Source organism: Microbacterium sp. 01T413_2 (assembly GCF_056398985.1).
Window position 1 is genome coordinate 19,889 of record NZ_JBFTQL010000035.1, and the last position, 14,878, is coordinate 34,766.

Annotated in this window: 12 protein-coding genes; 5 read left to right on the top strand and 7 right to left on the bottom strand. The window is 70.8% G+C overall.

What is annotated here, in order from left to right; all coding sequences use genetic code 11:
* Window positions 1-19: 19 nt before the first annotated feature.
* Entirely contained in the window at window positions 20-721 is a 702-nt protein-coding gene (locus AC1DMN_RS16010; RefSeq protein WP_477229766.1) for an NUDIX hydrolase, read from the bottom strand.
* A 38-nt stretch (window positions 722-759) separates the two neighbouring features.
* Between AC1DMN_RS16010 and AC1DMN_RS16015 the strand changes: the two genes are divergently transcribed.
* On the top strand, window positions 760-1,128 hold the full coding sequence (locus AC1DMN_RS16015) for a sterol carrier family protein (protein ID WP_440733075.1): 369 nt from the start codon (window positions 760-762) through the stop codon (window positions 1,126-1,128).
* 45 nt (window positions 1,129-1,173) lie between these two features.
* On the top strand, window positions 1,174-1,491 hold the full coding sequence (locus AC1DMN_RS16020; protein WP_440733076.1) for a potassium transporter Trk: 318 nt from the start codon (window positions 1,174-1,176) through the stop codon (window positions 1,489-1,491).
* 38 nt (window positions 1,492-1,529) lie between these two features.
* Here the strand turns inward: AC1DMN_RS16020 and AC1DMN_RS16025 are convergent, their stop codons facing one another.
* The 3 genes from AC1DMN_RS16025 to AC1DMN_RS16035 all read right to left on the bottom strand — a co-directional run bounded on the left by AC1DMN_RS16025 (window position 1,530) and on the right by AC1DMN_RS16035 (window position 5,251).
* Window positions 1,530-2,129 carry a zinc-binding alcohol dehydrogenase gene (locus tag AC1DMN_RS16025; RefSeq protein WP_440733077.1) on the bottom strand — a complete coding sequence of 200 codons (600 nt, stop codon included), beginning with the start codon at window positions 2,127-2,129 and terminating at the stop codon, window positions 1,530-1,532.
* 144 nt (window positions 2,130-2,273) lie between these two features.
* Window positions 2,274-3,524 (bottom strand): serine hydrolase domain-containing protein, encoded by a 1,251-nt coding sequence (locus tag AC1DMN_RS16030; RefSeq protein ID WP_440733078.1) that lies wholly within the window; start codon window positions 3,522-3,524, stop codon window positions 2,274-2,276.
* Window positions 3,521-5,251, bottom strand: coding sequence for a biotin carboxylase (locus AC1DMN_RS16035; protein ID WP_477384570.1), 1,731 nt, complete (start codon window positions 5,249-5,251; stop codon window positions 3,521-3,523). The genes AC1DMN_RS16030 and AC1DMN_RS16035 overlap by 4 nt, the downstream gene beginning before the upstream one ends.
* A 229-nt stretch (window positions 5,252-5,480) precedes the next feature.
* Between AC1DMN_RS16035 and purM the strand changes: the two genes are divergently transcribed.
* The 3 genes from purM to AC1DMN_RS16050 are packed head-to-tail and all read left to right on the top strand — an operon-like array spanning window position 5,481 to window position 9,449.
* Window positions 5,481-6,596 carry a phosphoribosylformylglycinamidine cyclo-ligase gene (gene purM / locus AC1DMN_RS16040; RefSeq protein ID WP_477384571.1) on the top strand — a complete coding sequence of 372 codons (1,116 nt, stop codon included), beginning with the start codon at window positions 5,481-5,483 and terminating at the stop codon, window positions 6,594-6,596.
* Between the two features lie 4 nt (window positions 6,597-6,600).
* The gene (gene purF / locus AC1DMN_RS16045) at window positions 6,601-8,058 is read left to right on the top strand and encodes an amidophosphoribosyltransferase (protein WP_441977378.1); all 1,458 of its coding nucleotides are present in this window, start codon (window positions 6,601-6,603) and stop codon (window positions 8,056-8,058) included.
* Window positions 8,055-9,449 (top strand): MFS transporter, encoded by a 1,395-nt coding sequence (locus tag AC1DMN_RS16050; protein WP_477229765.1) that lies wholly within the window; start codon window positions 8,055-8,057, stop codon window positions 9,447-9,449. The genes purF and AC1DMN_RS16050 overlap by 4 nt, the downstream gene beginning before the upstream one ends.
* Window positions 9,450-9,458: 9 nt before the next feature.
* On the opposite strand, the gene AC1DMN_RS16055 is transcribed toward AC1DMN_RS16050, so the two are convergent.
* The 3 genes from AC1DMN_RS16055 to AC1DMN_RS16065 form a co-directional block, all read right to left on the bottom strand.
* Window positions 9,459-10,631: a metallophosphoesterase family protein gene (locus tag AC1DMN_RS16055; protein WP_441977376.1), complete on the bottom strand. Its 1,173-nt coding sequence runs from the start codon at window positions 10,629-10,631 to the stop codon at window positions 9,459-9,461.
* Window positions 10,628-12,754 (bottom strand): DUF5054 domain-containing protein, encoded by a 2,127-nt coding sequence (locus AC1DMN_RS16060; protein ID WP_477384573.1) that lies wholly within the window; start codon window positions 12,752-12,754, stop codon window positions 10,628-10,630. The genes AC1DMN_RS16055 and AC1DMN_RS16060 overlap by 4 nt, the downstream gene beginning before the upstream one ends.
* Window positions 12,755-12,875: 121 nt before the next feature.
* Complete coding sequence (locus tag AC1DMN_RS16065) at window positions 12,876-14,834, bottom strand: glycoside hydrolase family 5 protein (RefSeq protein ID WP_477229763.1); 1,959 nt, start codon at window positions 14,832-14,834, stop codon at window positions 12,876-12,878.
* Window positions 14,835-14,878 lie beyond the last annotated feature (44 nt).

The window sequence follows — 14,878 nt, forward strand, 5'->3', positions numbered from 1 at the left end:
CCGTGCGGCGCCCGGTCGGTCACACCTCGAGCCGGATCGGCCTCTCATCGGCGCGGTTCCACGGCAGGGTCCACCCCGCGGCCTCGAAGACGCCGTCGAGAACCATCGCCGTGAAGCCCCACACGATGGTGCCGTCCACGTCGAAGGCGGGCCCGCGGAAGGTCTGCCCGATCCGCGTGAGGGTGGAGGTGAACCGGGTCGCCGGATCCAGCAGCGTGGCCACCGGCACGCGGAACACCTGCACGGTCTCGGCATGATCCACCGCGACCACGCGCGAGGGCTCCCGCCACCAGCCCAGCACCGGGGTGACGAGGTGGTTGCTGGCGGCGAGGGGGATCTCGGGCAGAGTCGCGAGGATCTCGACGCCGGCCGGATCCAGTCCTGTCTCCTCCTGCGCCTCGCGGAGGGCGGTCGCGGCGGGATCCGGATCCGCGTCCTCCCGGCGTCCGCCGGGGAACGAGACCTGGCCGGGGTGCGAGGAGAGCGTCGCCGCACGACGTTGCAGCAGCACGTCGAGGTCGGCCGGCACGGTCACGGCGTCCGCATCGGACGGCTCGTCGTCGAGGCGGCCGAACAGGATCAGCACGGACGCGGCGTGCGCGTCGTCGTCGACCCCGGGGAAGCGGCCCAGTCCGAGTGCGCCCTTCGCCGCCGCCGCGAGCAGGTCGGCGCGCGCCCCGGCTGCGGTGTCCGTGGCGGGCGTCTCGGCGGAGGAAGTCATCGTGCCGAGCCTATGCCCGGCGTGCCTAGCATGGACCCATGGCGAGCAGGATCGACACGACGGCGGGGCGCGCGGCGCTCGAGGCGGCCCGCGCCGCGCTCACGGCCGGGGAGAAGCCGGCCCGCTCCGACTACGCCACAGCCGTGCGCTACCTGTTGCAGCTGCTCGACGAGAAGGCTCCGGGCAACAGCGTCGAGGTGCGCGTGCCGCCGTTCGGTGCCGTGCAGGTCGTGCAAGGGCCGCGGCACACGCGGGGCACGCCGCCGAATGTCGTCGAGCTGGATCCCGCCACGTGGATCGCCGTCGCGATCGGATCCGAGACCTGGGCCGCCGCCGTCGATGCGGGCCGCATCCACGCCTCCGGCACGCGCGCCGACCTGACCGAGCTGCTGCCGCTGCGGCCCTAATCATCCGCCGGATCCCCGCACAGGTGCGCGTGGGACAATGGATCCATGAGCACGTCGCAGCCGCATCGCACGCCCGAGATCGAGATCGCGCGCGTTCGTCGAGCGCCGCGCTGGGGCGTCTTCCTCGGCATCGGCGTGGGCCTGGGCGTCGTTCTCGCGTTCCTGCTGACCGTGTTCGGCAACTTCGGCGCCTCGGAGGCCACGCAGGTCTCCTACCCGTTCGGCCAGGTGTTCGGCTTCCTGCTGCTGTGGACCGTGCCGGCCGGTATCGCCGTGTTCGGCGTCATCGCGCTGCTGCTCGAACGCGCCGCCCGCCACAGTGAGCGCGTGGTGCGCGTCGACCACGAGACCGTCGTCGAGTAGCCCGCGCGAGGGCACGAGCGCAGGCAGCCGTCAACCGGTCAGGCGACCTCGGCGATGACGGGGCGGATGGCGCTGTCGAAGTCSACSGGRTCGTGCCGGAGGCTGTCGGTCACCGCGATGCTGAACGCCCCGATGCGCCAGATTCCGCGCTGCGCGAGCGGCAGCACGTGCACGTTCAGCTCGAAGGAGTGCGCGCGGCGCCCGGTGTCGCGCTCGAACTCCGCGAGCGCCGCGGCGTATGCCCGATACGGATCACCGGTGCCGGAGACGGACCGGGAATAGCGCTGCTGCGCCTCGTTCGCGTAGCGCACCACCTCGGCGGCGAGCGGGGCGATCGCGGTGCGCAGCCGCTCGGCTCCGACGGCGGGGAGCGCGACGATCGTGTCGAAGCCGTCGATGAGCTCGAGCGGAGCGGCGGACGGGTGCGTCTCCGGCTCGACCGTCATGTCCCAGTACGCCCGCCATTGCCGTTCGAGCACGTCGTCCGCCCCGGCGTCGTCGAAGGCGCGCAGCGGATGATCCCTCAGCGTGGGAAGCTCGGCGGGGGTCCGTACGCCGAGCCGCTGGCGCAGCGCGAGTGCGACGAGCACCGGGATCCCGGCCTCCTCGCGCACCAGCCACTGCGGCTTGTCGACCATGGCCCCATCGTACGGATTCCGGGGCCTCGCGGGGCGGCTCGATTCACGATTCAGGGAGCGATGTCCGTCCTGATCCGTGCAGGAACAGGACCGGCATCGCTCCCCGAACCGGAAATGCGGATCCGGTGCCGCGAAACGCGCCGGTCAGCCGATCGTTCGGGCGACGGCGTCGAAGGCTTTGATCGTCCACAGCAGCCGCTCGGCATCCTGCGGCGTCGGCCAGCTGGAGAGCTTGGCGGCGACGACGTTCGCGGCACGGTTGACGTAGATCATCTGTCCGTGGATGCCGAGCGCGAGGAAGACGTCGGACCCCGGGTACGGGAACCAGAACCCGTTGCGGTACATGCCGCCGGGCATGAGCGTCGGCTCCGCCGCGTTCGCGAACGCCGCGCGGGAGTCGGGTGCGCCGGCCATGGTCTCCGCGATCCAGGACGAGGGAAGCACCTGCTTCCCGTCCATCGCTGCGCCGTCGCGGAGGAACAGCGTGCCGAAGCGCAGCAGATCCCGCAGGGACGCCGAGACGCCGCCGTCGAACATGCCCGCACCGACCGCGTCCACGCCGACGTTCGCGCCGAACTCCGCCCCCATCGGACCCCACAGCCGCTCGGACATGAGATCGGCCGCGTGCACGCCGGTCGCGCCCTCGAGCACGAACGCGAGCGCGTCGGTCTCGCACGACTTGTAGTCGAAGCGGCCGCCGTGCGGGCCGTCCGCGCCCAGCGTCGCGAGGAAGTCGCGCAGCGTGCCAGGGGTGTCGGGGTGCCTGCGCGGCGCCCAGCCGATGGCCTCCTCGAGCAGGCGGACCTCGGCGTTCTCGTCCAGATACGCCTCGGAGAACCGCACGCCCGTGCGCATGTCGAGCAGGTCGCGCACGCGTGCGCCCTCGTAGCCGGATCCGGCCAGAGCCGGGACGTAGGCGGTGACCTGCGCTCCCGCATCCAGCGCTCCGGCGCCCATGAGCGTGCCGGCGACGGCCGTCGTGAGCGACTTGCTCACCGACATCAGCAGGTGCAGCACGCTCGCTGACATCGTGCCGGTGTACTGCTCGCCCATGACCGCGCCGTCGCGCGAGACGATCCATCCGTCTGTGAAGGTCGAGGCCATCACGTCCTCGAACGGCGCCGAACGCGGCTCCCACGGGTGCGGGACGTCGATGTGGCTGAGATCGGCCGGCACCGAGGGCAGCGCGAGCGTGCGCCCTCGCGAGGAGATCTCGTGCACCGGCAGGAAGTCCGCCATGTGCTGCATCGACCAGCGCAGGTTGGGCTCCTGCTGCCAGGCCTCGAGCGGGGGGATGAACCCGTCGATCGGTCGCGGGCCGTCCGGTGCACCGCCCGCCGCCGGTATGGTGCCGTTCCAGGTGTCCGTCGACGGGGGTGTCACATCACCGCTCATGGTGTCGGTTCGGTTCCGATCTGCTCGTGCTCGTCGATCTCCGCCGCGGGCGGCAGCGGCGTGGCCGCGTACATCGCCCGGATGGACTCGATGAGATGCTTCGCGCGGATGGACAGGCGCCCTGTGGGCGTCTGCAGCCGGCCTTTGGTGACCAGGATCCCCAGATCCGCGCCCTTCCAACGGTAGTCTCCCGGGCCGTAGATCCGCAGGAAGAACGATTCCGACTCGCTGCCGAGCAGGTGCCAGTCCAGGTCGCCCTGCGAGAATGCGAGGCGACCGTACGCATCCAGCACGTAACGGCCGGTGGGCGGAGCCACATCGATGTGCTCCACGGTCGGATCCGTGTGCTTGATGATCATGTGGCTCCACTGGTCGGCGGCGGCGAGCTCCTCCCAGCGGTCGTTGATCTCGTCGACGTCGAGGTCGAACTCCACCCCGGAGAACTCGAGCAGGTGGAACACGAACAGCGGGATGTCGGCGTACGCGCCCGCGGTCACGTTCGTGATCGCGGAGGCGCCGGAGATGCGCGGGTTCAGCTCGCCCAGGTACACGTCGCCGGTGTCGGTGTCCAGCAGCACGTCGACCTCGAAGAAGCCCCGGTAGCCCTCCGCGCTCAGCGCGTCGCCCAGCTTGCGCACGAGGCTGGTCGCCGCATGCCGGGTGGGCTCGTCGAGCACGCCCGGGAACATCTCGTTGCCGGCCCAGCCACCGCGATACGGGGTGAGCTCCTTGTGCCCGGTGATCTCGGTCATGAACGGGCCGACGATCGTGCCGTGCCGGGTGAGCACCGCCTCGACGGCGATCGGGCGGTTGTTGATCCGCTTCATGACCTTGATCTCATGGCCGATCACGTCGGCCGCGTTCTTGTCGAACGAAGCGCGGTCGGTGACGAAGTACGTGGTCTTGCCCGAATCGCCGTAAGCGGTCTGAACGACGAGGTCGGATCCGAGACCGGCCTTCTCGGCCTGTGCCATCAGGTCCTCGAAGGACTCCGCCTTCGTGATCACGTTCGGCACGCTGGGAACGCCGACGGAGTCCGCGATCCGGGTGGTCACCATCTTCGAGTCGAGGCGCTCCCGCAGTGACGCCTTGGGCAGGATCAGCTCGTAGCCGAGCTCCTCGCAGATCGCCTCGGTCTCCTCGTCGAAGAACACCAGCGCGATGCGCGGCTTCTCTCCCGCCGGAGTGAGTCGGGCGATGTGCGCTCGCACCTCGTGGTGGCGCAGCAGCCAGTTGTTGATCTGCTCGCCGCTCTCCCACTCGATGTACGGCTTGTGGATCGGGCTGAACACGCGCGGATGCGCGCCCTGCCAGCTGTCGTAGTAGGCGATGTACGAGAATCCGCGCACCCAGCGATCCAGGCCCAGCAGGTTGAACGACGACGCGCCCACGAAGRAGATCGGGGTGCGGTTGGTGCGGAAGAAGTGCCGGATCTCCGACATGTTCCGCAGGCCGTGACGACGGACCGGCGGCTCCCCGGGAGCGATCTCGGGATCGAGCGTGGGGGCGGCCACCGGCAGCGGTCCGGTGTTCGCCGACGTGGTGGGCATCGGCACCGGCTTGCGGGCGCGTGATCGCGATGCGCCGGCTGTCTTCGCCACGGGCGTGACCGGAGCCTTCGCGGCCGCAGCACTCGCCGCGCGGCGACGCGGCGCCGATCTCTTCACGGCGGCCGCCTCCTCCGCCGGAGCAGGTGCGGATCCCTTGTCCTTCTGAGTGCGTGCCACGATCGTCCTCTCCACTTGCCACCGCACGGCGTCGTTGCCGTGCGGTCTCACATCCAGCGCGTCACACGCCTTCAGGGGTCTCTCAGGATCGGGGGAGTCAAGTATTACCAGGTCCGTGGACGATGCACCAGGACCTTTCGGATCGGTCCGTCCGACCGCCCTGCGGGCGGGCCGGGACGGCGGCGGTCTCCCGGGTCTTCGCACAGTCGCCCGCCGGTAGGATTGACGGGTGTCCTCCCGCACCTATGCTGAGGCCGGCGTCGATACGGCAGCCGGCGATCGCGCCGTCGAACTCATGAAGTCCGCCGTCCGTGCCACGCACGGACCCGAGGTGCTCGGCGGGGTCGGCGGATTCGCCGGTCTCTTCGACGCCTCCGCCCTGCTCGGCTACCGCCGGCCGCTGCTCGCCTCGAGCACCGACGGCGTCGGCACGAAGGTCGCCATCGCGCAGGCGATCGACAAGCACGACACGATCGGGCACGACCTGGTCGGCATGGTCGTGGACGACATCGTCGTGGTCGGCGCGAAGCCGCTGTTCATGACCGACTACATCGCCTGCGGCAAGGTGGTCCCCGAGCGCATCGCCGACATCGTGCGCGGCATCGCCGAGGCCTGCGAGCTCACCGGCACTGCCCTCGTCGGCGGCGAGAYGGCCGAGCACCCGGGTCTGCTGGGCGTCGACGACTACGACGTCGCGGGCGCGGCGACCGGCATCGTCGAGGCGGACCGGATCCTCGGATCCGAGCGCGTGCGGGACGGCGACGTCGTGCTTGCCCTCGCGTCCAGCGGCCTGCACTCGAACGGCTACTCGCTCGTGCGGCACATCCTCGCCAAGGCCGGCATCGGCTACGGCGACCGCGCCGACGACCTCGGCGCGACCTGGGGTGAGGCGCTGCTGACCCCCACCCGCCTCTACACGACTCCGCTGCTCGGCCTGACCGATCGCTTCGAGGGCGCCGTGCACTCCCTCAGCCACGTCACCGGCGGCGGCATCGCCGCGAACCTCGCCCGCGTGCTGCCGCAGGGATCCTGGGCCGAGGTCGACCGCTCCACGTGGTCCCCGGCCCCGGTGTTCCGTGTGCTGAGCGATCTGGCGGGCACCTCGCTCGAGTCCAGCGAGGGCACCTGGAACCTCGGCATCGGCTTCCTCGCGGTCGTCGACGCCGCCTCCGCCACCGCGATCGCCGACGCGCTCACGGCCGGGGGCATCGACACCTGGCAGGTCGGGACGGTGCGGCTCGATGCCGTCGCCGTACGCCCGGCCGGCGATTTCGAGCAGGGCGCCAAGGGCGTCGACGGTGGTGCCGTGCGCCTGGTCGGCGCCTACGCGGACGGAGCGAACTGACCTCATGTGCGGCATCGTCGGAATGGTCGGGCACGCCCCGGTCAACCAGGACATCTATGACGCGCTCCTGCTGCTGCAGCACCGCGGCCAGGACGCGACCGGCATCGCCACGGCCGAGCCGAGCGGGGTCATGCACATGGCCAAGGCGGAGGGCATGGTGCGCGAGGCGTTCCGTACCCGCGACATGCGCTCGTTGCTCGGCAACGTCGGCCTCGGCCACGTGCGCTACGCCACCAAGGGCACGGCGTCGAGCGAGGAGGAGGCCCAGCCGTTCTACGTGAATGCGCCGTACGGCATCGTCCTCATCCACAACGGCAACCTCACGAACACGCGCGAGCTCACCGCCGACATGGCGCACCGGGATCGCCGTCATCTGAACTCCTCGAGTGACACCGAGCTGCTGCTGAACGTGCTCGCGCACGAACTGCAGACCTCGACCTCGACCGTCGACCTCGACTCGGAGCGCATCTTCGAGGCGGTCGCGCGCACGCACAAGCGCATCGAGGGCGCGTACGCCGTCATCGCCATCCTCGCCGGATACGGGCTGCTCGCGTTCCGGGACCCGTTCGGGATCCGCCCGCTGATCCTCGGCAAGCGCACCCGCGAGGGGGCCGAGGAGTGGGTCGTCGCGAGCGAGTCCCTCGTGCTCGAGAACGGCGACTACGAGATCGTCCGCGAGGTGGAGCCGGGTGAGGCCGTGTTCATCACCAACGAGGGCGAGCTGTTCACGAAGCAGTGCGCGGCGGATCCGGTCCTCGCGCCCTGCGCGTTCGAGTACGTGTATCTGGCCAGGCCCGACTCGGTCATGAACGGCATCTCCGTGTACGAGTCGCGGCTGCGCATGGGCGACCGCCTCGCCGACACGATCGCGAAGCACGTGCCGTTGGACGAGATCGACGTGGTCATGCCCATCCCCGACTCCTCGCGGCCCGCCGCGATGGAGGTCGCCCGCAAGCTCGGCATCGAGTACCGCGAGGGCTTCTACAAGAACCGCTACGTCGGCCGTACCTTCATCATGCCGGGGCAGGCGGTGCGCAAGAAGAGCGTGCGTCAGAAGCTGAACGCGATGTCGACTGAGTTCAAGGGCAAGAACGTGCTGCTCATCGACGACTCGATCGTGCGCGGCACCACCTCGAAGCAGATCATCCAGATGGCKCGCGACGCCGGCGCGAAGTCGGTCATCTTCGCCTCCGCAGCCCCGCCCATCCGGCACCCGCACGTGTACGGCATCAACATGCCGTCCAAGCACGAGCTCATCGCGCACGGCCGCACGATCCCCGAGATCGCCGAGGTGCTCGGCGCCGACCGGCTCGTGTACCAGGAGGTCGAGGACCTCAAGGCCGCGATCACCGAGGGATCCGAGCTCACCGATCTCGACCTGAGCCCCTTCGACGGCCGGTACGTCACCGGAACCGTCACCGAGGAGTACCTGGGCTGGCTCGAGGGATCGCAGAGCTCGTGACGGCGGGCGGACCCGAGGTCCGACCGCTCTGGCGCGGGCGCGTCCTGGCGGTGCTCGGCATCGTCCTCGTCGCGTTCTCGTTGCGCTCCGCCGTGGCCTCGCTGTCACCGGTCGTCGACCACGTGGCGCGCGACTTCCCCATGCCGGCTGCCGTGGTCGGCCTGATCGGAACCGCGCCGCCGGTGTGCTTCGCGCTGTTCGGGCTGCTCACCCCGCTCATGGAGCGCCGGCTCGGTCTCGAGCGGGTGGCCGTCATCGCCTTGAGCGCCGTGACGGTGGGGCTCGTCGGGCGCGGGTTCGCCGTCGACGCGACCACGCTGCTGATCGCCACGGCGCTCGTGTTCGCCGGCGTCGGCATGGCGAACATCCTGATGCCGCCGCTGGTGAAGAAGTACTTCCCCGACCGGCTCGGCCTGATGATGACGCTGTACACGACGGTGATGGCGTTCTCGACGTTCCTGCCGCCGCTGGTCGCGGTCCCGGCGGCGGACGTCGCCGGCTGGCGGGTGTCCCTCGCGATGTGGGCCGTGTTCGCGCTCGCCGGGACGATCCCCTGGATCGTGATGCTGCTGCGCGCGCGGACCGAGGGCACGGCTGTCGGTGCCACGGCCCCGCCCGCGGAGACCGAGGCAGCGCCCGCGGTCGGCGACCGGGCACAGGATCAGGTCGAGGCCGACGTGACGGATCCGGCCGGGACCGCATCAGCCCGGCCGTCGTTCGAGGACGCCGCGGCGCTTTCCACTGGTCCGATCGTGACGGCGCCGTCCAGCTCGCGCGTCTTCTCCCGGCTGGCCCGCATTCCCCTCGCCTGGACGCTGGCGGTCGTGTTCGGCACGTCTGCGAGCATGGCCTACACGGCGTTCGCCTGGCTGCCCACGATCCTCGTCGAGCACGTCGGCACGACTCCGCAGCAGGCCGGTCTGCTGCTGTCGCTATTCGCGTTCACGGGCTTCCCCGCGTCCCTGATCGTGCCGGTGCTCATCGTGCGCTTCCACGCGACCACCAGGCTCTATGTGATCGGCGCGCTCGGCGCGGTGCTGGGCCTGCTCGGCCTGCTGCTGTTCCCCGCTCCGTCGATCGTGTGGCTGTGGGTGCTGCTGTACGGGCTCGCCGGGTTGCTCTTCCCGCTCGCGCTGGTGCTGATCAGCATTCGCGCGCGCGAGTCGGAGACCGCGGTCGCGCTGAGCGGCTTCGTGCAGAGCTGTGGCTATGTGCTCGCCGCGATCTTCCCGCTCCTGCTCGGCATCGTGCACACCGCGACCGGCGGCTGGCAGGTGCCGCTGATCGTGCTCACCGCTCTGCTCGTCGCATCCATCCCCGCCGGCGTCTACGCCGGGCGTCCGATCACGGTCGAGGCCGCGTGGGAGCGGCGCCACGGCCGGCGCTGGTAGGCCCGAGGTCTAATCGCCTCCATCGGAGCGTGACCGGTCGGGCGCGTGCGGCGCGAGGGCATGCGTGAGGCGTACGGCGCCGTCGAGCGTGCGCATCTCCAGGCGCAGGGCCTCGGGATCCGCCTGGATGTCGATCCAGGTCGCGGCCTCCGCCGAGGAGGCGTCGAGGTCAGGCCCGCCCGCGACGACCTGCGCGTACGGGAACTGCGCGTCGCCGGGGATCAGCGCCGGCTCGTGCGTGTGCCCGGAGACGATGAGCTGCGCGCCCCAGGCGACGAGGGCGTCATGCCAGGCGTCGCGGCTGAACCGGCTGAACCAGTCGTAGCCCTCGTCGTCGTAGTCGGCCGGGGTCTCGTCGAGCCAGCGCAGCGGGATGTGGCAGAAAACGAGACGGTAGGGCGCGTCGCGGATCTCCGGCCGTGCGATCGCCTCGCGCAGCCACAGCGCCTGCTCGGCACGCAGCGGCTCGAACGCGACGCGACCCTCGAAGGTGGGGTGCGCGTCGGGCTTGTCCTCGCCCGTGTGCAGGAAGAGGCACGCCACAGGCCCGATCCGCGCGGCGGAGAAGGGCCGGCCGTCCCTGGTCGCCACGTAGTCCTGCAGCTGGAACGCCCAGTCCCCGCGGACGTCGTGGTTGCCGATCGTGATCTCGAGCGGCCGGTCGGCGCTGATGTCGCGCTGGGCGGGGGAGAGCACGGTGCTCACGAACTGGCCGGGGGTTTTCCAGTCGTTGCAGAGGTCGCCGTTCCACACCAGCAGGTCGACCGCCGGAGTCTGCTCGTCGAGGGCGCGGATCGTGTCGTCGCGCTGGTGCGTGTCGTTCCACACCGCGATCCGGGCGTGTGCGGCGGACGCATCCAGCAGGCGCACGGTCTTCCATGCGCTCACGTGCTGCGCGCCGGGGTCGCCGACCGCCTCGGTGACCGCGCGCACCTGCACCGTCGTGCCGGGGTGCATCCCCTCGGCGCGCACCCGCAGCACCTGCTCGCCCTGGGGCGTCATGCCGAACGGATCCATCCGCGCTTCACCCTCGGCGCGGTCGGTGCGCCACTCGAGCCGTCCACGGCTGAGCCGGCTCACCGCCCACACCGCCTCGAACCCGTCCGGACGCACGGCCATGATCACCAGCGGGCTCGTCACGAGTGCGTCATCGGCGGCGGACGCGCGGCGGACGTCGGTCATCGGTTCTCCTCTGCGAAGGCGGCTGCGCCGTCGAGGTCCAGCTCGAACCGGTAGCGCAGATCGTCATCGAACCACATCCGGAAGTTCGTGCCCCACACGTTGTTGTGCAGGTTCACGGCGAATCCGTCGGCCGGATCCGGGATCTCGTCGTCGAAGCGCAGCAGCGCAGGGGTGCCGACCGCGACGAGCGGGGCGTCGATGGTGCGCAGGCGCAGCGGACGGGATCCGCGGCGCTCCACGGCCGTCACCGCGTGCAGCGTGCGGTTGCCGCGGCTCACCACGCGCCGGGGGTCCACCGGCACGCCGAGCTTGCGCAGCGCCCAGGCGTCGGCGGCGGCCCTCTCGGCCGGCGCCGGACGGAAGCCGAACCAGCTCGCCTCGGGCAGCCGCGACGCCTCTCGCCCGCACACGTCGAGCAGGATCCGGATCGGGCCTTCGCCCTGCGGGAACCGGTACTCGATGCGGACCCGCCGCGGCGCCCCCGTCTCGGCGACGAGCTCTTCCGGGAGGGTCAGCTCGAGAAGCGCCGTGCCGTCGCCCTCCGGAGCGGCGCGGGTCGTGAGGCCGCGGAGCTCGGGCGCCGTCACGCGCGCCGGCAGGGTCTCGGCGATCGCGAGCCCGGGGCTCGCCTGGTCGGGGATCGCCCAGACGCCGGTGTGTCCGAGATCGCGGCAATACTGCTGCAGCCAGCGCTCCTCGTCGCGCTCGTCGAAGGTCTGATGCCGGAAGGCGCCGAGCGTGTGCTCCGGATCCGCCCACACGGCCCCGCGCTCGTCGCGCAGCCCGGTGATCGCGCCGTCCGCCCCGAACGTCACCCGGAACCGCCCCAGCGCGACTTCCTCGCCGACGCTCACCTCGGCCTCGGGGGTGGCGGGGCCGGCGCCGGTATCCGCCGACGGACGCAGCTCGGCCAGCGCTGCGCGCGCCTCTGCGGCGCGCTCAGGGGCGAGCGCGGTGAGCGCGGCATCCAGGTGCGCGCGCTGCTCGGCCCACGACGCCTCGAAGCCGGAATAGCTGAGGCCCTGCGGCGACGGATGCTCCGCCCACGCCCAGTCGTAGGTGCGGGTGTCCGCGGGATTCGCGGACGGATCCACGACATCGCGGGCGCGCGCGGCACGGAAGTCGGCCTTGGCGTAGTTCACGTAGTCGGGGAGGTACGTCTTCAGATCCTCGCCCCAGGTGTGCTCGACGATGCGAAGCAGGGCGACGCCGAAGTCGTGGTGCTCCGCCGACGACGGATCCAGCGCGCCGTCGCGCAGCCACGTGGTCCGCAGCCCCTGCAGCACGCCCAGTCCCGCCGTGAGCAGGGGATCGGCGCCCGCGCCGTGGATCCAGGTGTCGCCGATCTCCGCAGTCACGACGTGGAGGGCGTCRCGGTGCGCGAGCASSGCGCGGGCGAAGTCGTCCAGGTTCGATGCGACGATCCGTGCGCCGGGGTGCGCGGCCGTCAGGGCGGCGAACAGCTCCTCGACCTCGGCAGCCGAGGGCGGGCCGTTGTTGTCACCAGTGTGCGCGAGGTGCAGCGCGTCCGTGCCGCCCGGCACCACGGCGAGGTCGAGCCCCTCCGAGCCGTAGGAGCGGGCGTAGTTCACCACGACCTCGGCGCCGTCGGGTGCGCGCCACACGAAGAACTCGGGCACGTCGGGGACCGCGGAGGCGCCGTTCACGCCCAGGTGCAGGTACTCGATCCCCGCCGCGGCGAGCACAGGCACGAGCCCGATGGTGTGCCCCGGCACGTCGGTCATCTTCGCAGCGATGGTGCGCCGACCGTACCGGGCGTCCAGCCCCTGTGCGATCGACGCGGCGAACGCGGCGAGCGACGGATCCATGAGCTCGGTGTGCGTCGTGAGCGGCAGTGCGTGCCAGTGGATCCGTCCCTCTCTCAGGGCGGCGTCCAGCCGGTCCTGCTGGGCGGGCGTGCCGGCCCGCAGCACGTGATCGATCAGCCAGGACCCGGTCGTCCAGACGAATCGGGCGGGCCCGCCGCGGCGCTCCAGTTCCTCGGAGAGCTCGATCGCGCGCGGCAGGTAGCGCTCGGTGTACCCGGCGATCACGTCGCGCGCGAGCGCCGTGAAGCCGATGTCGAGGTGGGTCTTGAAGACGACGTGGATCGTGTCTATCACGGCGGATCCTTCCGGGGTGGGGAATGCGGTGCAGGGGTCGGGTCGAGGGGCGCTGTCGCGTCGCGCAGGGTCGTGCGCCTGTCCCGGAGCGACGGTACGCCGTCCGGGACAGGTGCATGGGTCAGTGCAGCGGCTTGCAGAGCAGAGCGCTGGGCACGCCGCCCTGGACCCGCTGATAGGTGTAGGCGATGCCGGCGACGTACTCGCCGTCCGCGCACTGCCCCTTGAAGCGTCCGGGCGCCCAGTCGCTCGCGGTCGAGCCTCCGCCCGCAGGCCGGTTGTCCGCGCGGTCGAACCAGAGGGTGCGGCCGGCGCTCTGCGGCAGCGCGGTCGTGCTCGGCGCGCAGAGCAGCGTGGACGTGGCCCAGCGGTTGACCGTGCCGATGGTCAGGCTGAGGCCCACGGCGATCTCGCCGTTCGCGCACTGCAGCTTGCTGTAGCCGCCGGCCCAGTCGGACTGCACGTTCGCCTCGTTGCCGACGACGTGGCGCACGGTCGTGAGGGACGGCTGCCCGGCGTCGGTGCACAGGGCGCGGTTGCTGCTGCGCGACACGCCCTGGAGGCGCTCGGTGTCCGGGCAGACGCCCTTCCACTGGCCCGGATCCCAGTCGGGACGGTCCTGCATGAGCACAGAGGCGTTCGTGTCGGGCAGGTAGCTGTCGCTGCCCAGCATGTTCCAGCGCGTCGGGGGGTCGACGTGCCCGGTCTTGCCGACGGAGGTCACGAGCTTCTGCCACCCCGCGTATCGCCAGTCATCGGCGATGCTGATCCTGCTGCCGTCCGGCCGGTATCCGAGCAGAGCGTAGGTGTCGGCGAACGTGCCGGCGGCATCGGCCTGCGTGACCAGCGGCCATGCCGCGAAGTCGGTGTCGTCGGCGGCGAGCAGGTCGGTGAAGTTGTTCCACCAGTCGATGTTCTTCTGATCCGTCTCCCCGGCCCCGCGGATGCCGAACTCGCTCATCCACACCGGCGCCGTGTAGTGCTGCCCGGCGGTGGTGACGAACAGCGCCTCCTGCGTCACGGCATCGGCGAGCTGCGCCGCCGTCATGTCCCGATAGCGCAGGTCGTGCGTCTCGCCGAGGCCCGTGGCACCGGTGTGCTGCGGGCCGGTGTACGCGTACACGTGCGCCGAATAGACGAGCTTGTCGGGGTGCAGGATCGTGTTCGACGTGTTCGCGACCGGCTTCAGCATCGGCCGGTCGTGGAAGAAGCCGTCGATCGGCACCCCCTGCCAGTTGATGCCCTCCATCACGATGAGGACGTCCGGGTTCACCTTCTGGATCGCGATGGCCGCCTGCTGGTACGCCTTGTACAGGTCGTTGCCATCGCCCATGCCCCAGTTCGCGTCGTCGGTCACATCTCGTCGCACCTCATTGCGCAGATCCATGCCCACGACGCGCGGGTTCGTCCGATACCGCTGGGCCAGCATGACCCAGTCCGAGATCCACTTCTCGGTGGTCTGGCTGCTGTACCACTTGGTGTTGGCGTCCACGCCGCAGCACCACAGTGATGTCGTGGTGTGGTTGTTCAGGATCACGGCGAAGCCGTCGGCGGTGAGCGCGTCGATCACGGCGTCGAAGACCTGCAGGGGCGTCTTGCCGCGCAACTGCGGGTTCGCCGCGACCGCTGCGTCCGGCACGGCCGCCGTCATCCCGAGCATTTCGTTCGAGAAGGGGAGGCGGATGCTGTTGATCCCGATCGAGTGGAAGTCACTCATCAGGGTCGGCAGCGCCACCCGGTCCAGACCCATCGGGATGTCGTAACTGTCGCCGCTGTTGTGCGTGGTCGGGTCGGACTTGGATCCGTTCCCGCTCCAATGCCCCTGCGCGCCGTCCCAGTTCGCGGAGATGAGCTTGAACCGGTCGCCGTCCGCGTCCACCACGTAGCGCCCGCGCGTGCTCAGCGGCGCCGTCCAGCTCGCGGAGAGCTCGGCACCGGTGAGCTGCGGGATCTGGGTCGGCGCGGGGCCGGCGGCCGGTCGCGTCGAGGTCGTGGCGGCCTGAGCCGGCACGGCGAGGGCAAGGGCGAGGATCGCGCCGCTCAGCGCGATCGCCCCCTGCGTCCATCGTCGTCGTTGCATGGATCCAACTCCTTCGTCTTCTGTCCATCTGGTCGGCCTCCGTC